Source organism: Streptomyces sp. LUP30 (assembly GCF_001746365.1).
Lineage (GTDB): Bacteria > Actinomycetota > Actinomycetes > Streptomycetales > Streptomycetaceae > Streptomyces.
This window is the reverse complement of record NZ_MJAJ01000032.1, coordinates 54,519-78,606: the sequence shown is the minus strand read 5'-3', so window position 1 is coordinate 78,606 and position 24,088 is coordinate 54,519. Positions and strand designations below refer to the sequence as shown.

The following is a 24,088-nucleotide window of genomic DNA, read 5'->3' as shown; positions in this document are numbered from 1 at the left end:
TCCGCGGTCCGCCCGTCCCGGGCCGCGTCGACGTGCTCCACCAGGTGCGGCCGGCAGCCGTGTTCCGCCCCGGGAGGGCGGGGCGGCTCAGATCCAGTCGAGCTTCCAGAGGCGGAACACGCCGTTGCCGTCCGCGAGGTACTGGCCGCCGCCGACGTCGGCGCTGGTGACGACGTACTCCTTGCGCTGCCACAGCGGGATGACCGGCACGTCGTCGGCGACGACCTGCTGCAGCTCGCGGAAGTCGTCGGCGGTCCGGCTGCGGTCGGCGAACTGCCGGCTGTCGGCGATGTAGCCGTCGACGGCCTTGTCGCTGTAGCCGGTGTTCATGGTGGAGCCGGTGCCGATCAGCGGGGCGGCGAAGGTGTCCGGGTCGGGGTAGTCGGCGACCCAGCCGACGGCGTACGCGTCGAGCTTGCCGGTGGCCCACCGCTTCTGGAAGTCGGTCCACTCGTAACCCTTGACGTTCACCTTGAACAGGCCGCTCGCCTCCAGCTGCCGCTTGAGCTCCGCCGCCTCGGCCGCCGCCGAGCCGCTGCCCAGGCCGTAGCCGTAGGTGAACGTCACCGGGATGCCCACGCCGGCCTTCTCCAGGAGCTTGCGCGCCTTCCGGGCGTTCTGGTCCGGGTAGCTGTCGAAGTAGGAGGTTGTGTGGCCGGTGATGCCGGTCGGGATGAGCGAGTACAGCGGCTCGACGGTTCCGTCGTACACGGTGGACGCGAGCTGCTCGCGGTCGATCAGCCAGGCCATCGCCCTGCGGACGTCGCTGTCGTGCAGCGGCGAGCCGGTGCGGGTGTCGAAGTACAGGTTGCGGGTCTCGGAGCTGTCGGCCTCGGTGACCCGCTGCGCGGGGTCGCTGGCGTTGAGGGCGGCGAGGGCCGCGGGCGGCAGCTGCCGGGTGGCGGCGTCGACCTCCTTGGCCTGCCACGCCTTCTCCAGGGCCTCGGGGTCGGCGTAGTAACGCAGTTCGACGGGTGCGCCGGTGGCCACCGCGCCCTTGTAGTGCGGGTTGGGCGACAGCTCGACCTTCTTGCCCTTCGTGTACCCGGTCAGGTCGTACGGGCCGGTGCCGTCGACGCCGCTTCCGGTGCGCAGGGCGTCGGCCGGGTAGCGGGTGCGGTCGACGATCGAGCCGGCTCCGGTGGCCACCTTGAACGGGAAGGTGGCGTCCGGCGACCCCAGGTGGAACGTGACGGTCAGTCCCTTGGCGGAGACCGACTTCAGGGTCGAGAAGAGGGACGCCGGACCGACGTCCGAGTTGATCTTCTTGACCCGGTCGAAGGAGAACTTCACGTCCTGGGCCGTCACCTTGCCGCCGCCGCCGAAGGTGAGGTCGTCGCGCAGCTCGCAGGTGTACGTGGTCAGGCTGCCCCTCGCGAAGGAACAGCTCTTGGCCGCGTCCGGCACGGGCGAGACGCCGCCCGGCTCGTACGTCAGCAGCGATTGGAAGACATTGCTGAACAACGCCCACGAACCGGCGTCGTAGGCGCCGGCCGGGTCGAGCGAGGTGACGGTGTCCGTGGTGCCGACCGTGATGGTCGCGTCGCTGTTCTCCTTCGCCGGCAGTAACTGCCAGCCGCCCACTCCGACCACCGCGAGAACCAGCAGCGTCACGAGAATCCGCATGCGAACCGATCGCATCGGGTGTCCTGCCTCCCCAGGCCGCCGGAGCGGCCCAGTCCACAAAAAGTGCCGCTCCCCTTGGCGGCGGGCTCACCTAATCACAGGAGTTTCAGGCGGCGGAAGAGGATTCCGACGAGATGAGAAAGAACTTACCGACGGGTGTTTCCGCCGGGTTTCACAGGTTCTTCTCGGGCTTTCCCGTCAGTGCGTGGAGGCCAGTTCGACGACGGTGATGTCCGAGGGTGCGCCCACGCGCGTGGGCGGACCCCAGGCGCCCGCGCCCCGCGACACGTACAACTGGGTGTCGCCGTAGCGTTCCAGGCCCGCGACGGTCGGGTTCGCGGCCGCGGCGAGGAAGTTGCCGGGCCACAGCTGGCCGCCGTGGGTGTGCCCGGAGAGCTGGAGGTCGACGCCGTGGCGTACGGCGTCGTGGATCTGGACGGGCTGGTGCGCGAGGAGCACGCACGCGCGCCCGGTGTCCCGGTCGCCGAGGGCCTTGGCGAAGTCGGGGCCCTGGCCCTCGCTCTCGCCCGCGATGTCGTTCACGCCGGCCAGGTCGAACCAGGGCAGCTCGGTGCGGGCGTTCTCCAGCGGGTCCAGGCCGAGCCGCCGCACCTCCTCGACCCACTGCGCGGCGCCGGAGAAGTACTCGTGGTTGCCGGTCACGAAGTAACTGCCGTGACGGGCCTTCAGCCGGGCCAGGGGGGCGGCGGCCGGGCCCAGGTCCTTGACGCTGCCGTCGACGAGGTCGCCGACGACCGCGATCAGGTCGGGCTGGGTCCCGTTGATCGTGTCGACGACCTTCTGCGCGAAGTCCCGGCCCAGGACCGGGCTCAGGTGGATGTCGCTGACGACGGCGATGCGGTAGCCGTGGGCGGCGCGCGGGAGCTTGGCGAGGGGCACGGTCACCCGCTTGACGCGGGGGCCGCGCAGCACGCCGTAGGTGCCGTAGCCGACCGTGCCGAGGGCGGCCGCGGCCGCCGCGCCGGCCACCGCACGGGAGACGAACAACCGGCGAGAGGGCTCGGGCGTCGTCGCGGAGACGGGCGTCGGGGGTGTCCCGTCAGCGGCCTCGCCGGCCGCCCGCGCTCCCACCGGGAGGGGTTCGGGACGCGCGGGGGCGACGGGCGCCCCGGCGGTCGTGCCGGCGCGGGCCCGCCGCTCCAGGAGGCGGCGCAGCAGCGGCCGTACGGCCTCGCCCGCGAGGACGGCCAGCAGCAGGTAGACCGAGACCGCCAGCCACAGGAAGCCCGGCCAGGCCAGGATCCGCTGCAGCCAGAAGGGCGCGCCGGTGCGTTCGGCGACCACGGCGCCGATCGCCAGCGCCCAGCCGCCCGCGAGCAGCGCCGCGCCGCCGCGGCGCGCCCGGCCGGGGCCGCGGGTCGTGTCGCGGAACAGTCGGCGCCACAGGTACCAGTTGGCCGCGGCCAGGAGAGTGAGAGCGAGCAGCGCGAAGACGATCAGCACGGCTATGACGTCCGGCCCAGTGCGCGCAGACCACGCAACCCGATGGCTCCGACGGCCGTCCCCAAGAGGAAGGAGACGACGGCGAGCGTGAGGTGCACCCAGAAGTAGGCCGTGGGGTGGCCGTCGTCGAAGGCGAGCCCGCTGCCGTCCTTGACCAGGTTCTTGACGAAAGTGATCCAGATGATCCAGCTCCACACCCCGAAGGCGAGCAGGAACCAGGAGAGGCGGCGGCTGAGCGTCATGCGTTCAGTATCGCCGCCCGGTGTCCTGTTCCGTGACGGGGGTGGGGAGGGCGGCGGGACTTCCCGTCGTGCGCCGGGTAATTTCTCCGTCGTGCCCGCACCCATGAAGCAGACCGTCAGGCGTGCCCTGCTGGTCACCTCCGCGACCCTCGCGTCCCTCGCGCTGACCGCGCCCGTCTCGCTCGCCGCGCCGAGTCCGTCGCCGGCGGCGTCCGCCTCGCCGTCGGGCTCGCCCTCGGCCTCGTCGACGGCCGGTCCGTCGGTCGCTCCCCCGGCGAACATGTCGACCGTGGGCGGCACGAGACTCGGGCAGGCCGGGACGCAGGTGGCGATCGCGGGCGGTGCGCCGGTACTGCCCAAGGACCTCACCGCGCGGTCGTGGATCGTCGCGGACGCCGAGTCGGGCGATGTGCTGGCCTCGCACAACGCGCACTGGCGGCTGCCCCCGGCGAGCACCATGAAGATGCTCTTCGCCGACACGGTGCTGCCGAGGTTCCCCAAGAACACGGTGCACAAGGTGGATCCGAAGGACCTGGCCGGGATGGGGGCCGGCTCCAGCCTCGTCGGCATAAAGGAGGGCGAGACGTACACGGTCCACGACCTGTGGCTCGGCGTCTTCCTGCGCTCCGGCAACGACGCCGTGCACGTGCTGTCGGCGATGAACGGCGGTGTGGCGGCCACCGTGAAGGAGATGAACGAGCACGCCGGGGAGCTCCAGGCCCTCGACACGCACGTCGTCTCCCCCGACGGTTACGACGCCCCGGGCCAGGTGTCCTCGGCGTACGACCTGACGCTGTTCGCCCGTTCGGGCCTGCAGAAGGCCGACTTCCGGGAGTACTGCTCGACGGTCTCGGCCAAGTTCCCCGGGGAGACGACGAAGAACAAGAAGGGGAAGACGAGCCGCGGCACGTTCGAGATCCAGAACACCAACCGCTTGCTGAGCGGCGACTACGACATCACGCAGTACCCGGGCATCGCGGGCGTGAAGAACGGCAACACCACCAACGCGGGCGCCACCTTCACCGGCGTCGCCGAGCGCAACGGCAAGGTGCTGCTGGTGACGGTCATGAACCCGTCGAAGACGGATCACAACGAGGTCTACAAGGAGGCCGCCACGCTGCTCGACTGGGGCTTCCAGGCGGCCGGCAAGGTGACGCCGGTGGGAGAACTGGTCCGGCCGCAGGGGGCGCAGGGCAGCGCGCAGCCCGGCGCGAAGCCGTCGTCCCCCGCGGAGGACGGTCAGGCCGGCGGCTCGGGGAGCGTGTCGCACAGGCCGGTGGCGGGTGCGGTGGCCGGCGGCGGCTCCGGCGGGATGTGGATCGCGCTGGCGATCACCGGCGGTCTGCTGGTGCTGCTCGCGGGCGGCGCGTTCCTGGTCAACCGCCGCTGGCCGCTGCCGGACCTGGTACGACGTCGTCGCTGACGTCGATGTCCCGGGGGTTGTCGGGGGCACGGCCCGTCGCCGTCCAGGCCGCGCAGTACAGGACCAGCTTCGAGGTGAAGTTGATCCACAGCAGCAGGGCGATGGGCACGCCGAACGCGCCGTACATGCTCTTCGCGGCCACGCCCTGCATATAGCCGCTCAGCAGCAGTTTCAGCAGTTCGAAGCCGACGGCGCCGATGAGCGCGGCGACGACGAGCCGGCGCCGGGTCGGTTCGACGCCGGGCAGCAGCGTCAGGACGTACAGCAGCAGGAGGAAGTCGGCGAGCACGGCGACGGAGAACGCGGCGAGGCGCAACAGGACGCTGCCCCACCCGGCCTTGTCGATGCCCAGCTCGTCGGTGATCCAGCCGACCAGGGCGGAGGCGAGGGTGGAGATGGCGATGGTCAGCAGGAGCGCGCCGCCGAGGCCGACGAGGACGCCCGCGTCCTTGGCCTTGGCGAGGACCGGATTCTCGTCCTTGTCGGGGCACTCCCACACCGCGCGCAGACAGTCCCGCATCTGGCCGACCCAGCCGATGCCGGTGAGCAGCAGGATCGCGCCGGCGATGGAACCGACGGTGCCGGCGTTCTGGACGAGGCTGTGGACGTCGAGCTGGTCGGAGATGCCGGGGACCTGGTCGGCGATCTTGTCCTGGAGTTCCTGCTGCTGGGACTCGCTCAGTGTGGCGGCGGCGATGGCCGCGGCGACGGTGAGCAGCGGGAAGAGGGCGACGAAGCTGACGAAGGTCATGGCGGCGGCCAGCCTCGTCCACTTCACCCGGTCCAGGCGCTCGTACGATCGCCATGCGTGCGTGGCCATGAGGCGCACGACCCACGGCCCGACGCCGGGAAGCTTTTTCAGCCAGTCCATGATCCCACTCTGCCCTGCTCCACGCGGCTGACGCGGAAGTCCCCGGGTTCGGGTACCCCGAAAACGCGGGACACTCCCCGGCGGGCGGCGCGGGAGGCTACCAGTCGGCCACCGCGAGCCCGTACATGGCGAGCCAGGCCAGGGCGATGAGGGCGAGGGCGCGGTCGCCGAGGACGACCTCCTCGGGCTCTCCGGCGGCGCCCCGGTCGGCGAAGACCGCGTAGCGCAGGACCGCCAGGACGAAGGCGACGACGGAGAGCTGTCGCCACGGCAGCACGCTCGCCTGTGCGACGCCGCCCTCCTCCAGGGCCCACAGGCAGTAGCCGAGGACGGCTACCCCGGCGGCCAGCTGCCAGACGAAGCGCAGGTAGCCGGTGGTGTACTCGGTGAGCAGCGCGCGGGTGGCGCCCGCGCGCCCGGCCATCTGGACGGCCTCGGAGTAGCGCTTGGCCGCGACCATGAACAGCGCGCCGAACCCGGTGGTGATCAGGAACCACCGGGACAGGGGGATGCCGAGGGCGAGGCCGCCTGCCGTGGCCCGCATCAGGAAGCCGGTCGTGACGACGACGAGGTCGACGACCAGGACGTGTTTCAGACGGAGGCAGTACGCCAGTTGCATGGCCAGATAGGCGGCCAGGAGCGAGGCGACGGCGGGGTTGGCCAGCCGGGCCGCGGCGAGCGGCGCGAGGACCGCGAGGGCGCCCCCGACGGCGTAGGCGAGGGGCGCCGGCACCTGGCCGGCGGCGACCGGGCGGTGCCGTTTGGTGGGGTGGGCGCGGTCGGCCTCGGCGTCGCGGGCGTCGTTGACCAGGTAGACGGCGGCCGAGCAGGCGGTGAACAGGGCGAAGGTCAGGGCGAGTTGGACGAGAGCGTGCGAGGTGAAGAGCCGGCCCGCGGCGGCGGGGGCGGCGGCGACCAGCACGTTCTTGATCCACTGCCTGGGGCGGGCGGTGCGCAGGAGACCGCCGAGGAGGGTGCCGGGGCGGACCGGCGGCCGGGGCGGCTGCGGGCGGCGCGTGCGCTGCTGGTGCAGCAGGACCTCAGCCACGTCGCCCTCCCCTCGTCCAGCGCGCTCCGAGGCATGCGGTGAGGGCGCCAAGGGCCGCGCCGGCCGCCACGTCGGAGGGGTAGTGGACGCCGACGACGAGCCGGGACAGGCACATCGCGGCGGCCAGCGGGGGGACGGCGTACGCGCCGAGCGTGCCGTAGGCGACGGCGGCGGCGGCCGCGGAGGCGGCGTGCGAGCTGGGAAAGGAGTGCCGGCCAGCGGTGCGCACCAGGGGTTCGACGTGGACGGGGCGCGGACGGCGGACGATCCGCTTCAGGCCCATGCTGGCGACGTGCGCGCCGGCCGTGAGGGCGGTGGCGCGCAACCAGGCGGTGCGGCGCGGGCCGTCCACGACGGCCCCCACGGCGCCCGCGGCGATCCACAGCGTGCCGTGCTCGCCCGCACGGGACAGGGCGCGTGCGGCGCGGGCGACGCCGGGGTCCGCGCCCCGGGCGCGCAGCGCCGAGAGGATCCGGTGGTCGAGGTCGGCCAGGTCGCCCAGGGCGGCGAGATCGTCCCGTTCATCCAGTTCGTCCATGTGGACCCACTGTTCACGTCGACCCCGACGGAACTCCGGCAATATTGGGCGACATCCCATTAATCACCCATTTCGGGGATGAGTCTCACGTTTCACAACTATTCGGATGGATAGGGGCGATACGGTCGCGGACATGCCTGCCGAGACCGCCTCCGAGACAGTTTCCGTCACGGGATGGGGCCGTACGGCTCCCACCTCCGCGCGGGTGATCCGCCCCCGGACCTACCCCGAAGCCGTGGCGGCCGTCCGGGACTGCGGAGCCCGGGGCGGCATCCCCAGAGGCCTGGGGCGCGCCTACGGGGACGCGGCGCAGAACGCGGGCGGCACGGTCATCGACGTCACCGGACTGGACCGGATCCATGTCGTCGACGCCGACGCGGGCGTCGTCCTGTGCGACGCGGGCGTCTCCCTGCACCGCCTCATGGAGGTCCTGCTGCCGCTCGGCTGGTTCGTGCCGGTGACCCCCGGCACCCGGTACGTGACCGTGGGCGGGGCGATCGCCGCCGACATCCACGGCAAGAACCACCACGTCTCGGGCTCCTTCGCCCGCCATGTGACGGCCTTCGAACTGCTCACCGCCGACGGCACGGTCCGCACGGTCCGGCAGGGCAGCCCCCTGTTCGACGCGACCGCCGGCGGCATGGGCCTGACCGGGATCGTCCTGACGGCCACGGTCCGGTTGCAGCCGGTCGAGACCTCCCTGATGTCGGTCGACACCGAGCGCGCCGCCGACCTGGACGACCTGATGGCCCGGCTGACGGCCGGCGACCACCGCTACCGGTACTCGGTCGCGTGGATCGACCTCCTCGCGCGCGGCGCGGCGACCGGGCGCGCGGTGCTGACCCGCGGCGACCACGCGCCCCTGGACGCGCTGCCGGCCCGCGCGCGCAGGTCGCCGCTGTCGTTCCGCCCGTCCCGGCTCCCGGCCCCGCCCGCCTTCCTGCCGGACGGCCTGCTCACCCGCACCGGCGTCGGACTGTTCAACGAACTCTGGTACCGCAGGGCTCCCCGCGCGCGGACCGGCGAACTCCAGCGGCTCTCCGCCTTCTTCCACCCGCTGGACGGCGTCCCCCACTGGAACCGCGTCTACGGCCGCGGCGGCTTCGTCCAGTACCAGTTCGTCGTCGGGCACGGCCAGGAGGACGCGCTGCGCCGGATCGTGCAGCGCGTCTCCGCCCGCCGCTGCCCGTCCTTCCTGGCCGTCCTCAAGCGGTTCGGGGAGGCCGACCCGGGCTGGCTCTCCTTCCCCCGCCCTGGCTGGACCCTCGCCCTGGACATCCCGGCCGGGCTGCCCGGGCTCGGAGGCTTCCTCGACGAGCTGGACGAGGAGGTGGCCGCCGCCGGGGGCCGCGTCTACCTCGCCAAGGACTCCCGGCTGCGGCCGGACCTGCTCGCCGCGATGTACCCGCGGCTGGACGACTTCCGCGCACTGCGCGCGGAGCTGGACCCGCGCGGGGTGTTCGTGTCGGACCTCGCCCGTCGCCTCAACTTCCAGGAGCCAGCATGAAGGACGCCTTCGGCCTCCCCCAGTCCCTTCTCGTCCTCGGCGGCACGTCCGAGATCGCCCTGGCCACCGCGCGCCGGCTGATCGCCCGCCGTACCCGCACGGTGTGGCTGGCGGGCCGCCCCTCGCCCGCCCTGGAGTCGGCGGCCGCGGAACTGCGCCTGCTGGGGGCGGACGCGCACACCGTCGCGTTCGACGCGCTGGACCCCGAGGCCCACGAGGCGGTCCTGGGCAAGGTGTTCGCCGAGGGCGACGTCGATCTCGTCCTGCTCGCCTTCGGCGTCCTCGGCGACCAGGCGCACGACGAGCGCGAACCCGCGGCCGCGGTGCGCGTCGCGCAGACCAACTACACGGGGGCGGTGTCGGCGGGCCTGATCGCCGCGCGGGCCCTGCAGACGCAGGGACACGGCTCCCTGGTCGTCCTGTCCTCCGTTGCCGGGGAGCGGGCCCGCCGCTCGAACTTCATCTACGGCTCCAGCAAGGCCGGCCTCGACGCCTTCGCCCAGGGCCTCGGCGACGCGCTGCACGGCACGGGCGTGCACGTCATGGTGGTGCGCCCCGGGTTCGTCCGGACGAAGATGACCGCCGGGCTGCCGCAGCCGCCGCTGGCGACGACGCCGGAAGCGGTCGCCACGGCCGTCGAACTGGGGCTGCGCCGCCGCTCGGAGACCGTGTGGGCGCCGGGCCTGCTCCGCGTGGCGATGTCCGCCCTGCGGCACGTCCCGCGAGGGGTGTTCCGCCGGCTGCCGATCTGAGAGGCGTCCCCCGACGCCTAGCGCGTCGGCAGGGAGCCGCGGTCCAGGCGGGCGGCCTGCGGGGGGACCACCGTGCCGCCGAACGGATAGTCGCGCAGCTTGCGCCAGACGCCGTCGGCCCCCTGCTCGGCGAGGGCGAAACCGGTGCAGGCCCAGGCGGCCTCGTAACCGGCGAGCTCCTCGTAGGCCCGGTCCATCGCCGCCTCGTCGATGCCGTGCGCGACGGTGACGTGCGGGTGGTAGGGGAACTGCAGTTCGCGCACCAGGGGCCCGGAGTCGTTCCGGATGCGCTGCTGGAGCCGGGCGCAGGTCTCGGCGCCCTCGACCACCCTCAGGTACACCACCGGCGACAGCGGCCGGAAGGTGCCGGTGCCGGACAGCCGCATCGGGAAGGGCCGGGCGGCCGCGGCGACCGTGGCGAGGTGCGCCTCGACGGCCGGCAGCGCGCCCGCCCCGACCTCGGTGGGCGGCAGCAGTGTGACGTGGGTGGGGATGCCGTGAGCCGCGGCGTCGCCGAAGCCTGTGCGCCGCTCCTGGAGCAGGCTGCCGTGAGGCTCCGGGACCGCGATCGACACGCCGATCGTTACGGTCCCCACGTCTTCTCCTGTCGTCATGTCGTCATGTCGTGATGGCGGGGTGTGGCGCCGGATTCGTACTCGGTCGTACGGCTATCGACTGTACGGCCACGGCTGTGCTCTGGGCAGGCGCAGGGGAAGTGATGTGCAGCGCTCTGCCCGGAGGAACATGTGTGCGGTGCGCCCCCGGCGCCTCCGCGCGCCTTCAGTGCTTCGCGGGCAGGAAGCCCACCCTCTCGTACGTCCGCGCGAGCGTCTCCGCGGCGACCGCGCGCGCCTTCTCGGCGCCCTTGGCGAGGATCGAGTCGAGCGTCTCGGGGTCGTCCAGGTACTGCTGCGTGCGGTCCCGGAACGGCGTCACGAAGTCCACGACGACCTCGGCGAGGTCCGTCTTCAGCGCGCCGTACAGCTTGCCCTCGTACTGCCGCTCCAGCTCGGCCACGCCGGTGCCGGTGAGGGTCGAGTAGATGCCGAGCAGGTTGCTCACGCCCGGCTTGTTCTCGGGGTCGTAGCGGATCACCGTGTCGGTGTCCGTGACCGCGCTCCTGACCTTCTTGGCGGTCGCCTTCGGCTCGTCGAGCAGATTGATGAGGCCCTTCGGCGTGGACGCCGACTTGCTCATCTTGATCGACGGGTCCTGAAGGTCGTAGACCTTGCCCGTCTCCTTCGGGATGTACGGCTTCGGGACCGTGAAGGTGTCGCCGTAGCGGCCGTTGAAGCGCTCCGCGAGGTCGCGGGTGAGCTCGATGTGCTGGCGCTGGTCCTCGCCGACCGGCACCTCGTCGGCCTGGTACAGCAGGATGTCGGCGACCTGGAGGATCGGATACGTGAACAGGCCGACGCTCGCGCGGTCGGCGCCGTGCCGGGCTGACTTGTCCTTGAACTGCGTCATGCGGCTGGCCTCGCCGAAGCCGGTGAGGCAGTTCATCACCCAGGCGAGCTGGGCGTGCTCGGGCACATGGCTCTGGACGAACAGCGTGCAGCGCTCGGGGTCGAGGCCGGCCGCGAGGAGCTGTGCGGCGGCCAGCCGCGTGTTCGCGGTGAGCTCCCTCGGGTCCTGCGGGACCGTGATCGCGTGCAGGTCGACGACCATGTAGAACGCGTCGTGGGTCTCCTGCAGGGCCACCCACTGGCGGACGGCGCCGAGGTAGTTGCCGAGGTGGAACGAGCCTGCGGTGGGCTGGATTCCGGAGAGCACGCGCAAAGGACGCGCCGTGGCGGAGCCACTCCCCTGAGGGTGGCGGTGGGCGACGGGCGGGCGGTCTGAGGCCATGCCCACATTGTCGCAGAGCCCGGGGAGCGGCCGGAACGCGTCCCGGGCGGCCTGAGCGGGGCCGCCCGGGACGGCGGGTCAGCCGAGGTTGATCTCGGGGTACAGCGGGAAGCCCGCGACGAGGTCGGTGGCCCGGCGGGAGATCTCGTCGGCGACCTTCTCGTCCAGGACGTGGGAGGCCTTGGACGGGGCGCCCGACTTCGTGACGCCCGGCTCGGCGGTGGTCAGGACCCGGTCGATCAGGCCCGCCACCTCGTCCATCTCCGCCGTGCCGAGGCCGCGGGTGGTCAGCGCCGGGGTGCCGATGCGGACGCCGGAGGTGTACCAGGCGCCGTTGGGGTCGGCGGGGATGGCGTTGCGGTTGGTGACGATGCCCGAGTCGAGCAGCGCGGCCTCGGCCTGGCGGCCGGTGAGGCCGTACGAGGAGGCGACGTCGATCAGGTTCAGGTGGTTGTCCGTTCCGCCGGTGACGAGCGTCGCGCCCCGGCGCATCAGCCCCTCGGCCAGGGCGCGGGAGTTGTCCACGATGCGCTGCGCGTAGTCCTGGAAGGACGGCTGCCGGGCCTCGGCGAGGGCGACGGCCTTGGCGGCCATGACGTGCGGGAGCGGACCGCCGAGGACCATCGGGCAGCCGCGGTCGACCTGGTCCTTGAGGGAGTCGTCGCACAGGACCATGCCGCCGCGCGGGCCGCGCAGCGACTTGTGGGTGGTGGTGGTGACGATCTGGGCGTGCGGGACCGGGTCGAAGTCGCCGGTGAGGACCTTGCCCGCGACCAGGCCCGCGAAGTGCGCCATGTCGACCATGAGGGTCGCGCCGACCTCGTCGGCGATCTCGCGCATGATCCGGAAGTTCACCAGGCGGGGGTAGGCCGAGTAGCCGGCGACGATGATCATCGGCTTGAACTCGCGCGCCGACGTGCGCAGCGCGTCGTAGTCGATGAGGCCGGTCGTCGGGTCCGTGCCGTAGGAGCGCTGGTCGAACATCTTGCCGGAGATGTTGGGGCGGAAGCCGTGGGTGAGGTGGCCGCCGGCGTCCAGGGACATGCCGAGCATGCGCTGGTTGCCGAAGGCCTGGCGCAGCGTGGCCCAGTCGGCGTCGGTGAGGTCGTTGACCTGGCGGGCGCCGGTCTTCGCGAGGAAGGGGGCCTCGACGCGGTCGGCGAGGACGGCCCAGAAGGCGACCAGGTTGGCGTCGATGCCGGAGTGCGGCTGGACGTAGGCGTGGCGGGCGCCGAAGAGCTCGCGGGCGTGCTCGGCGGCGAGCGACTCGACGGTGTCGACGTTGCGGCAGCCGGCGTAGAAGCGGCGGCCGACGGTGCCCTCGGCGTACTTGTCGCTGAACCAGTTGCCCATCGCGAGGAGGGTGGCCGGGGAGGCGTAGTTCTCGGAGGCGATCAGCTTGAGCATCTCGCGCTGGTCGTGAACCTCCTGGCCGATGGCGTCGGCGACGCGCGGCTCGACGGCGCGGATCACGTCGAGGGCGGCGCGGAAGGCGGTGGACTCGGTGGAGAGGGGTGCGGAATTCTCGGGCATCGGGACCTCCGGACGTGGCGTACGGCGAGTTCGGTTCGGCCCAGGCGCACGGCACTGTCACTGCTCACGAGCCGCTCCCCGATGGTCCGTCCCATCCCAGCGCGCCAGTCACGACCCGCTCGCCAGCCTACCGGGTGCCGGTCAGAGGATCACGTGCGGGACGAAGCGGGCGTACTCGTCGGTGATCAGCCCGGAAGACTCCCGGATGCCGAGGCCGGCCGGCTCCTCGCCGACGACCCAGGCGCCGAGGACGACGTGATTGCCGTCGAACGCGGGCAGCGGGGCGAGCTGCTGGTAGCAGCAGGGCTCGTCGTCCCGGACGACGGGATCGGCGCCCTTCTCGTGGATGGTGACGCCGGCGCCCTCACGGCCCAGCAGGGGCTTGGCGACGTAGCCGGTGGTGGCCGCCAGCTCGCGCGGGCCGTCCAGGTAGGCGGGCAGCAGGTGGGGATGGCCGGGGTACAGCTCCCACAGGACGGCCAGCAGCGCCTTGTTGCTCAGGAGCATCTTCCAGGCCGGCTCGATCCACATCGTCGTGCCGGTGCCGCCGCCGTTGTCGAGGGTGTCCAGGACGTGACCGGCGAACCGGTCGGTGGTGAGCCACTCCCAGGGATAGAGCTTGAAGCAGCTGCGGATGAACCGGAGTCCGCCGTCGACGAAGCGGCCGGACAGGGGGTCCCAGCCGATCTCCTCCATGGACGTCCAGTCGGTGTCCAGACCGGCCTGCTCCGCGGTCTCCTTGAGGTAGGCGACCGTCATGAGGTCCTCGCCGAGTTCGTCGGCCGAGGAGTGCGCGAAGTGGAGCGGGCTGCCGGGCGGCAGGAGGGCGGCCTGTCTCCGCCAGGCGTCGACGAGCCGTTCGTGGAGGGAGTTCCACTGGTCGGCGCCGGGGAAGCGGTCCTCCATCCAGAACCACTGGGGGGAGGCGGCCTCCACCAGGGAGGTGGGGGTGTCGGCGTTGTACTCCAGGAGTTTCGCCGGACCGCCGCCGTCGTAGTGGAGGTCGAACCTGCCGTAGACGGAGGGGAGTTCGGCACGCCGCCGCCAGGCCTCGGCGACCGCCGCCGCGACGCGCGGGTCGGTGATGCCGAGGTCGGCGAGGCGGTCGGAGTCGACGAGATGGGCGGCCGCCGCCAGACACATGGCGTGCAGCTCCTCGACGGTCTCCTCCAGCGCCTCGACCTCGTCGAGGGTGAACTCGTAGTAGGCGCTCTCGTCCCAGTAGGGGCGCAGGACGCCGTCGGGATGACGGGTGAGGGGATAGACGAGCCCCTGTTCCTCGACGGTCCGCTGCCAGTCGGGGCGGGGTTCGACGGTGTGGCGTCGCATGGGTGACGGTGTCCTGTTCAGCCGTTCGGTCGGGGCGTCCGGTCGTCCGGTCCGATGCCGGTCGTGCCGGTCGCTCAGCCGCCCGAGCCGCCCTCGTGACCGCCGCCGAAACCGCCGCGGTCGACGCCGCCGCCGGAGCCGCCGCTGCTCGAACCGCCCGAGCCCTTGCCGGACTTGGAGAGGGAGCCGCCCTCGACGAAGGAGCCCTTCTTGCTGCCGCCGTAGTACCAGACGGCGTGCGACGTGGTGGAGCCCGACTTGCAGTTCTTGTCGGCGACGACCTTGTAGCCCTTGGCCCGGGTGTAACTGTCGCGGTCGACACAGCGCTTCTCCGGGTCGGAGGAGCAGGCCGTGAGGGCCGTGGCCAGCAGGCTCACGCCTCCCAGCACCACCGTGCCCGAACGAAGTCGTCGACGTATGTCCGCCATGTCCGTCTCTCCCCGTGCCGGATCGCCCCCACGGCGATTTCCGGCCGACAGCCTAGACAACCGCGGGGAAGGCGGACGCGGGCGGCCCCTCGGCGAGCCGCTCGCCTACAGTCCTCTCGTGCTCTTCGGAATGGTGTGCGCCCTCGGCGCGGCGGTCTGCTTCGGTGCGGCGACGGTTTTGCAGGCGGTGGCGGCGCGGGCGGCCGCCGCCGGGCAGGACGACGGGCGCGGCCCGGCGGGCGACGCGGCCCTCCTGCTGCGGGCCGTGCGCCAGTGGCGTTATGTGGCGGGACTGGGGCTGGACGGACTGGGGTTCGTGTTCCAGATCGTCGCGCTGCGCTCGGTGCCGATCTACGCCGTGGGAGCGGCCCTCGCGTCGAGCCTCGCGGTGACGGCGGTGGTCGCCGCGCGACTGCTGCACGTGCGCCTGAGCCGGACCGAGTGGGCGGCCGTGGCGGTGGTGTGCGCCGGGCTGGGGATGCTGGGGCTGGCCTCCGGCGCGGAGGGCGACGAGAGCGGGCCGGCGGCCCTGCCGTGGGCCATGCTCGGCGCGGCGGTCGTGGTGCTGCTGCTGGGGCTGGTCGCCGGGCGGCTGCCCGAGCGCGGCCGGGCGCTGGCGCTGGGTCTCGGCGCCGGGTGCGGGTTCGGGGTGGTGGAGGTGTCCGTGCGGCTGATCGACTCACTGTCCCCCGTGGACCTGCTCACCGACCCCGCCCTGTACGCCCTGCTGCTGGGCGGCGGGGCCGCGTTCCTGTTGCTGACCACGGCCCTGCAGCGGGGGTCGGTCACGACGGCCACCGCCGGGATAGTGATCGGGGAGACGATCGGACCGGCACTGGTCGGGGTGGTGTGGCTCGGGGACCGCACCCGGGAGGGGCTGGCCTGGCTGGCCGTGCTGGGGTTCGCGGTCGCCGTCGCGGGCGCGTTGGCGCTGGCCCGGTTCGGGGAGGCGCCCGAGACGTCGCCGGCGTCGGAGTGACGGGCGCCCCGTCAGCCCGTCCGCCCGTCCGCCGATGAATCGGATGCGCGGTCGGGGTTTTCTTTTCTATTCCCGCCCACGCGTGACCGTCCGTAAGGGTAACTGTCCACACGCGTGACGGGCCCTGCCCAAAGCCGCTTTTCGGACAGTCCGCCACAGGTCCGCAAGTTTGAAGAACCTGTGAACGCAAGCGCTCTCTCCCGCGTACTCGATGGTGTGACCAGTAATCCCGTCACCGTCACCGCCGCATATCGAGTGGTGCCGGGCCGAGAGGCTGACTTCCATTCCTGGGGGTGGGCCATGCTGGGCGCGAGCGCGCAGCAGCCCGGATTCCTGGGGGGCGGTGTCCTTGTCGACGGAGAGGCGGAATGGCATGTGGTCTATCGCTTCGCGAGCGACGGCACGGCCCGCGCCTGGGAGGACTCCACGGCCAAGGGGGAGTGGGACGAGCGGGCGCTGGGCATCGCCCGGCAGACGGACCGCAGAAGCGTGCCGGGCTCCAAGGCCTGGTTCGACTCCCAGAGCCCCGCACCGAGGACGCCGGCGCCGCCGTCGAAATGGAAACTGTGGTTCGTGAATATGAGCGCGGTTTTCCCGCCGGTGCTCCTTTTCAATCTGATTGCGCTCCCCTACCTCGGCGGACTCAATCCGATTGTTCGCACACTGCTGCTCTGTCTGTGCGTGACGGCCCTCGTCACATGGATTCTCATGCCCCGCCTTCAGCGTTTCTTCAAGAAATGGCTGTATCCACCGCTCCAGGCGCTGCGCGGACGGCACAAACGACGCACCGCGTAAGCCGAAGAACGACCCTAGGGAGGTGGGCGGGTGAAGACCCTGCTCATCGACAATTACGACTCGTACACGTACAACCTGTTCCAGCTGATCGCCGAGGTGAACGGCGAGGAGCCGGTGGTGGTCCTCAACGACGCCCCCGCGGACGCCGTCGTCGACCTCGCCTCGTTCGACAACGTGGTGGTGTCACCCGGCCCCGGACATCCCGCGAGGACCCGGGACTTCGGCATCAGCGCCCGGGTGCTCGCCGAGGCCTCGGTGCCGGTGCTCGGCGTCTGCCTGGGTCACCAGGGCATCGCGCACGGGGAGGGCGCCCGGGTGGCCGCCGCCCCGGAGCCCCGGCACGGTCATCTGTCGAACGTCCGGCACGACGGCCGCGATCTGTTCCAGGGGCTGCCGCAGAACTTCACCGCGGTGCGCTATCACTCGCTGGCCGTGCGCGAGCCGCTGCCCGACTCGCTGGAGGCCACGGCCTGGGCGGAGGACGGCGTCCTGATGGGTCTGCGGCACCGCGAACGGCCGTTGTGGGGCGTGCAGTTCCACCCGGAGTCGGTGCTGACCGAGTACGGCCACCGGATGCTCGTCAACTTCCGCAACCTGACGGCCGAGCGGGCCCGCAGACCGCGCACCAAGAACACCGCGGTGCCCTCGACGGCGGCGGCCCTCCCGCGGACCGCCACGGCCCCCGTCCCGGTCCCCCGGCCCCGCCGGTCCGCCCACCGCCTGCACACCCGCCGCATCGCCGAGGCGATCGACACCCAGGCCGCGTTCACGCGGATGTACGCCGGGTCGCCGCGGGCGTTCTGGCTGGACAGTTCCCGGGTCGAGGACGGGCTCTCCCGCTTCTCCTTCCTCGGCGACGACAGCGGACCGCTAGCCGAGTTCGTCCGCTACGACGTCGAAGCCGGCCGCTGCGAGATCGAGCGCGCCGGGCGGCCCACGCGCAAGGTCCGGGCGAGCGTCTTCGACTACCTCAAGCGGCAGCTGGCCAACCGCCGCGTCGACGCCACCGGGCTGCCGTTCGACTTCACCGGCGGTTACGTCGGCTACTTCGGCTACGAGACGAAGGCCGACTGCGGCTCCCCGAACCGGCACCGCTCCGCCACCCCGGACGCCTGCTGGCTGTTCGCCGACCGGCTCATCGCGGTGGACCACCAGGAGGGGTTCACCTACGCGGTCTGCGTGGCCGAGGACACCCCGCAGGCCGGCCAGGAGGCCACGGACTGGCTGGAGAGCACGCTGACCCGGCTGGCCGCGCTCCCCACCGAGCCCGCCCGCCCCCGTCGCACGCCGCGCATACCGGCCCCGGCCCAGCGCGGCGCCGGCCTCACCGGTCTCGCCGGCCGGGCCACGCTGCTCACCGGCGTCGCGGCCGGGCGCACGGCCCCCGCCGGGCCCCGCGACGCCGGGCCGCGTCCCGCCCCGGTCCCGGTCGGACCCGACACCCCGGACGGGCTCAGGGGGGTCGAACCGTGGCTCGTGCGCGACCGGGAGACCTACCTCGCGGACATCGCGGCCTGCCGACGGGAGCTCGTCGCGGGCTCCAGCTACGAGATCTGCCTGACCGACGCGGCGCGTTTACCCGCACCGGACGACGCGTACGACTTCTACCGGGCGCTGCGCCGCGTCAACCCCGCCCCCTACGCCGCCTTCCTCAGGTTCGGCGACCTCGACGTGGCCGGCTCCTCGCCGGAGCGGTTCCTGCGGATCACCCGGGACGGCGTCGCCGAGGCCAGGCCCATCAAGGGCACCGCGCCGCGCGGCGCCGGAGAGGCGGAGGACGTCCGGCTGCGGGACGCGCTCGCCGCGGACGCCAAGACCCGCGCCGAGAACCTCATGATCGTCGACCTGCTCCGCAACGACCTGGGGCGGGTCTGCCGCACCGGCACCGTGCGGGTCTCCCGGCTCATGGCGACCGAGACGTACGCGACCGTGCACCAGCTCGTCTCCACCGTCGAGGGCCGGCTGCGCGAGGGCGTGGACGCGGTGGACTGCGTACGCGCCTGCTTCCCCGGCGGCTCGATGACGGGCGCGCCGAAGCTGCGCACGATGGAGATCATCGACGAGCTGGAGACCGAGGCCCGCGGCGTGTACGCGGGAGCCCTCGGCTACCTGGGCTGCAGCGGCGGCGCGGACCTCAACATCGTCATCCGCACCGCCGTCATGGCCGACGGGGTGCTGCAGCTGGGGGCCGGGGGCGCGATCGTCCTGGACTCGGATCCGGCCGCGGAGTACGACGAGATGCTGCTGAAGACGGCCGCGCAGATGCGCGCCCTGCGCGAGCCCGCCGCGGACGCGGATCCGGGGTCCGCGCAAGCGGCCGCCCAGGCCGGGAAGCAGGCCGCGCGATGACGGCCTCGCGTACGCCCGGGCCCGGTCCGGTCGTCATCCCCGTCGCGGGGGTGCCCCGGCCCCGGTCGGTCGCCGACGACTCCACCGCCCCCGGCAACCTCGCCGCGTACCTGGCCGCGCTCGCCGAGCGGCGCGGGTGGGGCGGCCGGGCCGCGTTCCACCAGGGGCACCGGGCCTGGACCCACGGCGAGGTGCACGATCTCGGGGCGCGTGCGGGCCGGGTGCTCGCCGAGCACGGGGTGCGGCCCGGCGACCGGGTGCTCCTCGCGCTGCCCGACGGGATCGCCTGGGTGGCGGCCTTTCTCGGCGCGGCCCGGCTCGGGGCGGTCGCCGTCCTGGTCAATCCCGAACTGCCCGCCGCGGAGCACGCGTTCATGGCCGAGGACGCCGAGGCCGTGCTGTGCGTGACGGGACCGGGCCTGGAGGACCGGTTCGCCGACCGGGTCCGGCTCGGCGCCGACCAGCTTCTCGCGCTCGCCCCGACGGCCCGGCCCGCCCGCGCCCACCCGGTCGACGCGCACACGCCGCTGTACGTGCAGTACACCTCGGGCACCACGGGCCGGCCGAAGGGGGTCGTGCACACGCACGGCGACCCGAAGACGTACCACGACCTCATCGGCCGGCGGCTGCTGCGGATCACCGAGGCGGACGTCACCCTCTCGGTGTCCAAGCTGTACTTCGCCTACGGCTTCGGCAACGCCTTCGTCTTCCCGCTCTTCTCCGGCTCCAGCGCCGTGCTGGTGGACAGGCGTCCGTCGCCCGCCGCCGTCGACGAGCTGGTCGCCCGGCACCGTGTCACCCTGCTCTACTCGGTGCCCTCGGCGTACGCGGCGCTGGTCGCCGACCGGGGCAGCGGGCACACGACCTGCTTCGCCTCGGTGCGCGCGGCGGTGTCGGCCGGCGAGGGCCTGCCGGACGGCCTCGGCGCCCGGGTCGAGGAACTGCTCGGCGCGCCCGTGCTGGAGCAGATCGGCTCCACCGAAGCCGGCCACGCCTTCTGCGCCAACAGCCTGAACCACCACCGGCTCGGCACCGTCGGGCGTCCCGTGCCCGGGTTCGAGGTGGAGCTGCGCGACCGGGCCGGGCGGCCGGTGCCCGACGGCGCGGCGGGCGAGATGTGGGTGCGCGGGCCGACGGTGACGCGCGGCTATCTGAACCGGCCGGAGGAGACCGAGCGCACCCTGGCCGGCGGCTGGCTGGCCACCCACGACCGGGCGCGCCGCGAGCCGGACGGCTCCTACCGGCATCTGGGCCGCGCCGACGACATGGAGATGGTCGGCGGGATCACCGTCTCCCCGCTGGAGGTGGAGGCCGTCCTGCGGGCCCATCCGGCGGTGCGGGAGGTCGCGGTCGCCGCCGTCCCGGACGCGCGGGGCTCCAGCAGGCTGCGGGCCTTCGTCGTGCCCGAGGGCCGGATCCGCGCAGCCGCCCTGGAGACGGAGCTCGTCGCCCTGGCGCGTGATCGCCTCGCCGCCTTCAAGACGCCCAGAAGCGTCGTCTTCGTGACGTCCCTGCCCCGCACCGCCAGCGGAAAGCTCCGGCGCCATCTGGTCCGCCGGGGCGCCTGGTGACCGCGTCCGGGCGCGCTTCGTCCGAGCGCCCTGCCGAGAGGAACAGCCACATGTCGCAGCACCCCCTGCTCGCCGACCGCGGGTTCTACCTCGGCCCCCTGTTCCGGCGGGCGGCCGACCGCCACGGAGCCGTCTTCGTCACCCTGGACCGGCCGCTGGACACCCACCCCTCCCTGGGCGTCCACCTGGACTACCGGACGCTGGCCGACCTGGTGGAGGAGCTGTCGGGCCGACTGTGGGCGGCCGGGGTGCGGCCCTCGGAGCGGGTGGCCGTCCACAAGACGGACAACGTCGACATCGTGCTGCTGACCTGCGCGATATCCCGGATCGGCGCGGTGCCCGCGCTGCTCTCCCCGGGGCTGTCCGGTCCGGTCGTGGGGCAGCTGCTCGAACGGCTGCGGCAGCCCTGGCTGATCACCGACCGGGCCAGGCTGGAGGGGTCGCTGCACGGGGCCGGGACGTCCGTGCGGGGGATCCTGTCCGTGGACGACGCGCCCGGCGCCGAGCCGCTGGAGCAGTACGCCGGCGCGCGGCCGCCCGCGCCGGTGCGGCTGCATCCGCGCGAGCCCGCCCTGATCACCCACAGCTCGGGCACCACGGGCGTGCCCAAGCTGGCCGTGCACTGCCCGAAAGCGATGTGGAACCGGCTCGTGCCCCAGAAGGCGATGGGCCTGCCCACCCGCGGCGAGACGGCCGCGCTGCACATGTCGTTCGCGCACTCGCGCTTCTACCACCTGCTCGGCGTGCTGCTGCACTTCGGCAGCCCGCTCGTGCTGATCACCGACCCGGAACCGGCGGCCGTCGGACCGCTGCTGGCCCGCCACCGCCCCGGCATCGTGGAGACCCACCCCAACACCTTCGTGCTGTGGGAGGAGCTGGCCGACGCGCCCGGCGCCCCGCTGTCCCGGGTGAAGTCGTACGGCTCCACGTTCGACGCGATCCATCCGCGCACCGTGCGCCGGCTCCTGGGCGCGTCGACCCGCCGGGCGCCCTGGCTGATCCAGCTGTACGGGCAGAGCGAGACCGGTCCGGTCGCGTTCCGGTGGTTCACCCGGCGCAGCGCGGAGCGCGCGGACGGCAGACGGGTCGGGATCGGGATCCCCGGCTTCACGCGGGTGCGGATCGCCGACGCCGAGGGACGACGGGTCCCGCCCGGCACGCCCGGGCGGATCGAGGCCCGCACCAGGGGCCGCATCCTCACCTACCTCGGCGCGCGGGAGCAGTACGACCGTCAGCTCGACGGCGGCTGGTGGCAGATGGGCGACCTGGGCTGCATGAGCCGGTTGGGCGCGCTGCGTCTGATCGACCGCGAGGTGGACCGGATCGACTCGGTGCACAGCAACCTGGAGATCGAGGACACCCTGATGGAACGGCTGGAGGAGCTCCGCGAGGTGGTCGTCGTGGCCGGGGCGGACCGTGAGCCGGTGCCGGTGGTGTGCGTGCGCGGGGAGCAGCCGCTGGACCCGGAGCGCTGGCGGGCGGCCACGGCCGATCTGCCCGCGATGGCCGAGCCCCGGCAGTGGCGGTTCGAGGAGCTGCCGATGACGGCGACCTGGAAGGTGAAGCGGGTGGAGATCACCCGCATGCTGACCGGGACGCCGCGGAGCGTGCGCGCGTGAACCCGGTCGTCGTCGTGGGCGCGGGCCCCGTCGGTCTGTCGGCGGCGCTCGCCCTGCGTGCACGCGGACTGCCCGTCGTGCTGCTGGAGGCGGACGCCGAGGACCGTGAACGGCCGGGCAGCCGCGCCCTGTTCGTGCACCGCGAGACGCTCCGGCTGCTCGACGCGATGCGTCCCGGGCTCGCCGCCGAGATCTCGTCCTACGGGCGGACCTGGCACACCCGGCGGACCCTGTACCGGGGCCGCGAGGTGTACTCGCGCACCTTCCCTCCGCCGTCCGGCGCTCCGGCCGCGTTCCCGCCCTTCACCAGCCTGCGCCAGGTGGACACCGAGCGCTTTCTGCGGGCAGCCTGCGAACGGGCCGGGGTCGTCTTCGAGTGGGACGCGCGCGTGCGCGGCGTGGACGTCGCGCCGGGCGAGGTCGTGGTGAGCGGCGAGGGCGGCCGGGAGTGGCGCGCCGGGCACGTCGTCGCCGCCGACGGGGCCCGCTCGGCGGTCCGGCGGGCGCTGGGCATCGCCATGGAGGGCGTCCGGGGCGAGGGCTTCCACGTCGTCGTGGACGTGGCCGACGTGCCGGGCGGCGAACTGCCGCTGGAGCGGGTCTTCCACTACGAGCATCCGGGGGTGGGCGGCCGCAGCGTGATGCGGGTGCCGTTCACCGGGGGCTTCCAGGTCGACCTGCAGTGCCGCGACGACGACGCGCAGGAGGCGTTCGGGACCGAGGAGGCCGTACGGCGCTGGCTGCCGGCGGTCGTGGGCGAGGGGTACGCCGACCGGATCCTGTGGGTGTCGACGTACCGCTTCCAGCGGTCGGTCGCCGCCTCGTTCACGGATTCCCGCCTGCGGGTGCTGCTCGTCGGCGAGGCGGCGCATCTGTTCCCGCCGTTCGGCGCGCGCGGCATGAACAGCGGGATCGCCGACGCAGCGGCGGCGGCCGGGGCCGTCGCGGCCGGGACCGACGACGCCGTCGAGGCGTTCGCCGAGGCACGGCGCGCGGCGGGGCTGTTCAACAGCGCCGCCGCGGGGAGCGCCCTGGAGCATCTGCGGCCGACCCGCCGGAGCGTGCGGCTCCGGCAGTGGGCGGCGGCCGCGCTCGCGCCCGTGCTGCCGTCGTGCGGGTCGTGGCTGGAGCACGCGCCGTACGGGCCGCGCGGCGGGGCCCCCGCGGCAGCGGGCGGAAAGTACTGAGAGGAGCAGACGATGACAGGGCATGCGGTCGTGGAGGAGTCGCTGGCGTGGACGCCGGCCGGGGGGCTGGCGCCCCGCGCCGATTCCGGTGGCGGACGGCTGCTCGTGGCGGACTCGTGGCTGGTGCGCGAGGGCCGGGTGCGCGGTCTGGAGCGGCACCGGGAGCGGTTCCTGCGGGCCTGCGGCGAGTGCAGCGGGCCGCCGTTGCGCCGGCTGCTGGAGTTCTGGCGGGACGCGACGGCCGCGCTGCCCCGCACGGGTGAGTGGTTCCCGCGCGTGGAACTCGCCGCGGGGTCACTGGAGTTGCGGCTGCTGCTGCGGCCCGCCCCGCCGCTGGAGCCGGACGTCCGGGTCTGGGCGGCCGGCCAGCCGGACCCGCGGACCATGCCGCGCCGCAAGGGGCCCGACCTGGACGCCCTGGCCCGGGTGCGCCGTCGGGCGTCCGAGGAGGGTGCGACGGAGGCGGTGCTGGTCGCACCGTCGGGCGCGGTGCTGGAGGCGGCGACCGCCAGCGTCCTGTGGTGGGAGGGCGATGCGCTGTGTCTGCCCCCGCCACGGCTGCCGGTGCTGTCCGGGGTGACGGTCGGCCTGATCCAGGAACGGGCCCACCGGCTCGGGGTCCGGGTCGTCCACCGCGAGCGGGCGCTGACCGAGCTGGACGGCCGGGAGGTGTGGCTGGTGAACGCCCTGCACGGGATCCGGCCGGTCACCGGCTGGGCGGGAGGGGTGATCGGCTGCGCGCCTCCCGCGCGGGCGCGGGAATGGCGCCCGTGGCTGGAATCGCTGGCGGAGCCGCTTTCCTGCACCTGAGGCGCGCGCGGCGGGTTCGGGGCGAGTGCGGCGAGTGCGGCGAGTGCGGCGAGTGCGGCGAACAGGGAAAGCACGGGAACGGGCATCGGCCGATTTCACCGATGCCCGCTTTCCGCTTTTCACCTTTCCATCCCGCCGCCTTGCCGTCTTTCCGTCATTCCGCTTACCC

At 73.1% G+C, this 24,088-nt stretch carries 21 protein-coding genes; 10 read left to right on the top strand and 11 right to left on the bottom strand.

Annotated elements, in window-relative coordinates:
* Positions 1–87: 87 nt before the first annotated feature.
* The 3 genes from BG482_RS24815 to BG482_RS24805 form a co-directional block, all read right to left on the bottom strand.
* Positions 88–1,626 (bottom strand): ABC transporter substrate-binding protein, encoded by a 1,539-nt coding sequence (locus BG482_RS24815; protein WP_256096471.1) that lies wholly within the window; start codon positions 1,624–1,626, stop codon positions 88–90.
* A 198-nt stretch (positions 1,627–1,824) separates the two neighbouring features.
* Complete coding sequence (locus BG482_RS24810; protein WP_069771338.1) at positions 1,825–3,090, bottom strand: metallophosphoesterase; 1,266 nt, start codon at positions 3,088–3,090, stop codon at positions 1,825–1,827.
* Between the two features lie 2 nt (positions 3,091–3,092).
* On the bottom strand, positions 3,093–3,332 hold the full coding sequence (locus BG482_RS24805) for an SCO4848 family membrane protein (RefSeq protein WP_069771337.1): 240 nt from the start codon (positions 3,330–3,332) through the stop codon (positions 3,093–3,095).
* A gap of 91 nt (positions 3,333–3,423) precedes the next feature.
* Between BG482_RS24805 and BG482_RS24800 the strand changes: the two genes are divergently transcribed.
* Positions 3,424–4,755, top strand: coding sequence for a D-alanyl-D-alanine carboxypeptidase family protein (locus tag BG482_RS24800; RefSeq protein ID WP_069771336.1), 1,332 nt, complete (start codon positions 3,424–3,426; stop codon positions 4,753–4,755).
* Here the strand turns inward: BG482_RS24800 and BG482_RS24795 are convergent.
* From BG482_RS24795 to BG482_RS24785, 3 genes are all read right to left on the bottom strand, one after another.
* Positions 4,709–5,626: a YihY/virulence factor BrkB family protein gene (locus BG482_RS24795; protein WP_069771335.1), complete on the bottom strand. Its 918-nt coding sequence runs from the start codon at positions 5,624–5,626 to the stop codon at positions 4,709–4,711. The genes BG482_RS24800 and BG482_RS24795 overlap by 47 nt on opposite strands.
* A 97-nt stretch (positions 5,627–5,723) precedes the next feature.
* Complete coding sequence (locus tag BG482_RS24790) at positions 5,724–6,674, bottom strand: decaprenyl-phosphate phosphoribosyltransferase (protein ID WP_069771334.1); 951 nt, start codon at positions 6,672–6,674, stop codon at positions 5,724–5,726.
* Positions 6,667–7,212, bottom strand: a complete 546-nt coding sequence (locus tag BG482_RS24785) for a phosphatase PAP2 family protein (RefSeq protein ID WP_069771333.1) — start codon at positions 7,210–7,212, stop codon at positions 6,667–6,669. Before BG482_RS24785 ends, BG482_RS24790 begins: the two co-directional genes overlap by 8 nt.
* A 133-nt stretch (positions 7,213–7,345) precedes the next feature.
* Between BG482_RS24785 and BG482_RS24780 the strand changes: the two genes are divergently transcribed.
* Together BG482_RS24780 and BG482_RS24775 are read left to right on the top strand one after the other, a co-directional pair.
* The gene (locus tag BG482_RS24780) at positions 7,346–8,719 is read left to right on the top strand and encodes an FAD-binding oxidoreductase (protein WP_069771332.1); all 1,374 of its coding nucleotides are present in this window, start codon (positions 7,346–7,348) and stop codon (positions 8,717–8,719) included.
* Positions 8,716–9,471 (top strand): decaprenylphospho-beta-D-erythro-pentofuranosid-2-ulose 2-reductase, encoded by a 756-nt coding sequence (locus tag BG482_RS24775; protein WP_069771331.1) that lies wholly within the window; start codon positions 8,716–8,718, stop codon positions 9,469–9,471. Before BG482_RS24780 ends, BG482_RS24775 begins: the two co-directional genes overlap by 4 nt.
* A gap of 17 nt (positions 9,472–9,488) precedes the next feature.
* Here the strand turns inward: BG482_RS24775 and BG482_RS24770 are convergent, their stop codons facing one another.
* The 5 genes from BG482_RS24770 to BG482_RS24750 form a co-directional block, all read right to left on the bottom strand.
* The gene (locus BG482_RS24770) at positions 9,489–10,067 is read right to left on the bottom strand and encodes a 2'-5' RNA ligase family protein (RefSeq protein WP_069771330.1); all 579 of its coding nucleotides are present in this window, start codon (positions 10,065–10,067) and stop codon (positions 9,489–9,491) included.
* 184 nt (positions 10,068–10,251) lie between these two features.
* On the bottom strand, positions 10,252–11,319 hold the full coding sequence (gene trpS / locus BG482_RS24765; RefSeq protein ID WP_306286976.1) for a tryptophan--tRNA ligase: 1,068 nt from the start codon (positions 11,317–11,319) through the stop codon (positions 10,252–10,254).
* A 78-nt stretch (positions 11,320–11,397) separates the two neighbouring features.
* Positions 11,398–12,852, bottom strand: a complete 1,455-nt coding sequence (locus BG482_RS24760) for a glycine hydroxymethyltransferase (protein WP_069771328.1) — start codon at positions 12,850–12,852, stop codon at positions 11,398–11,400.
* Positions 12,853–12,993: 141 nt separating this feature from the next.
* Positions 12,994–14,181 carry a glutathionylspermidine synthase family protein gene (locus BG482_RS24755; RefSeq protein WP_069771327.1) on the bottom strand — a complete coding sequence of 396 codons (1,188 nt, stop codon included), beginning with the start codon at positions 14,179–14,181 and terminating at the stop codon, positions 12,994–12,996.
* A 74-nt stretch (positions 14,182–14,255) separates the two neighbouring features.
* Positions 14,256–14,609: a hypothetical protein gene (locus BG482_RS24750; protein WP_069771326.1), complete on the bottom strand. Its 354-nt coding sequence runs from the start codon at positions 14,607–14,609 to the stop codon at positions 14,256–14,258.
* Positions 14,610–14,739: 130 nt separating this feature from the next.
* Between BG482_RS24750 and BG482_RS24745 the strand changes: the two genes are divergently transcribed.
* The 7 genes from BG482_RS24745 (at position 14,740) to BG482_RS24715 (ending at position 23,919) form a co-directional block, all read left to right on the top strand.
* The gene (locus BG482_RS24745; RefSeq protein ID WP_069771325.1) at positions 14,740–15,588 is read left to right on the top strand and encodes a hypothetical protein; all 849 of its coding nucleotides are present in this window, start codon (positions 14,740–14,742) and stop codon (positions 15,586–15,588) included.
* A gap of 216 nt (positions 15,589–15,804) precedes the next feature.
* Positions 15,805–16,383 (top strand): antibiotic biosynthesis monooxygenase, encoded by a 579-nt coding sequence (locus BG482_RS24740; protein ID WP_069771324.1) that lies wholly within the window; start codon positions 15,805–15,807, stop codon positions 16,381–16,383.
* A gap of 30 nt (positions 16,384–16,413) precedes the next feature.
* Positions 16,414–18,732 carry an aminodeoxychorismate synthase component I gene (gene pabB, locus BG482_RS24735; RefSeq protein WP_069771323.1) on the top strand — a complete coding sequence of 773 codons (2,319 nt, stop codon included), beginning with the start codon at positions 16,414–16,416 and terminating at the stop codon, positions 18,730–18,732.
* The gene (locus BG482_RS24730) at positions 18,729–20,303 is read left to right on the top strand and encodes a benzoate-CoA ligase family protein (RefSeq protein WP_079142100.1); all 1,575 of its coding nucleotides are present in this window, start codon (positions 18,729–18,731) and stop codon (positions 20,301–20,303) included. Before pabB ends, BG482_RS24730 begins: the two co-directional genes overlap by 4 nt.
* A gap of 50 nt (positions 20,304–20,353) precedes the next feature.
* Complete coding sequence (locus BG482_RS24725; protein WP_069771322.1) at positions 20,354–21,922, top strand: class I adenylate-forming enzyme family protein; 1,569 nt, start codon at positions 20,354–20,356, stop codon at positions 21,920–21,922.
* Entirely contained in the window at positions 21,919–23,109 is a 1,191-nt protein-coding gene (locus tag BG482_RS24720; protein ID WP_069771321.1) for an FAD-dependent monooxygenase, read from the top strand. The genes BG482_RS24725 and BG482_RS24720 overlap by 4 nt, the downstream gene beginning before the upstream one ends.
* Positions 23,110–23,121: 12 nt before the next feature.
* A complete protein-coding gene (locus BG482_RS24715; protein WP_069771320.1) occupies positions 23,122–23,919 on the top strand; it encodes an aminotransferase class IV in 798 nt (265 codons plus the stop codon).
* Positions 23,920–24,088: the final 169 nt, after the last annotated feature.

Coding starts and splice junctions, on each gene's coding strand:
- BG482_RS24815 (WP_256096471.1), bottom strand. CDS start 1,626: ATGCGGATTCTCGTGACGCTGCTGGTTCTCGCGGTGGTCGGAGTGGGC.
- BG482_RS24805 (WP_069771337.1), bottom strand. CDS start 3,332: ATGACGCTCAGCCGCCGCCTCTCCTGGTTCCTGCTCGCCTTCGGGGTG.
- BG482_RS24795 (WP_069771335.1), bottom strand. CDS start 5,626: ATGGACTGGCTGAAAAAGCTTCCCGGCGTCGGGCCGTGGGTCGTGCGC.
- BG482_RS24785 (WP_069771333.1), bottom strand. CDS start 7,212: ATGGACGAACTGGATGAACGGGACGATCTCGCCGCCCTGGGCGACCTG.
- BG482_RS24780 (WP_069771332.1), top strand. CDS start 7,346: ATGCCTGCCGAGACCGCCTCCGAGACAGTTTCCGTCACGGGATGGGGC.
- BG482_RS24775 (WP_069771331.1), top strand. CDS start 8,716: ATGAAGGACGCCTTCGGCCTCCCCCAGTCCCTTCTCGTCCTCGGCGGC.
- trpS (WP_306286976.1), bottom strand. CDS start 11,319: ATGGCCTCAGACCGCCCGCCCGTCGCCCACCGCCACCCTCAGGGGAGT.
- BG482_RS24760 (WP_069771328.1), bottom strand. CDS start 12,852: ATGCCCGAGAATTCCGCACCCCTCTCCACCGAGTCCACCGCCTTCCGC.
- BG482_RS24755 (WP_069771327.1), bottom strand. CDS start 14,181: ATGCGACGCCACACCGTCGAACCCCGCCCCGACTGGCAGCGGACCGTC.
- BG482_RS24750 (WP_069771326.1), bottom strand. CDS start 14,609: ATGGCGGACATACGTCGACGACTTCGTTCGGGCACGGTGGTGCTGGGA.
- BG482_RS24745 (WP_069771325.1), top strand. CDS start 14,740: ATGGTGTGCGCCCTCGGCGCGGCGGTCTGCTTCGGTGCGGCGACGGTT.
- BG482_RS24730 (WP_079142100.1), top strand. CDS start 18,729: ATGACGGCCTCGCGTACGCCCGGGCCCGGTCCGGTCGTCATCCCCGTC.
- BG482_RS24725 (WP_069771322.1), top strand. CDS start 20,354: ATGTCGCAGCACCCCCTGCTCGCCGACCGCGGGTTCTACCTCGGCCCC.
- BG482_RS24715 (WP_069771320.1), top strand. CDS start 23,122: ATGACAGGGCATGCGGTCGTGGAGGAGTCGCTGGCGTGGACGCCGGCC.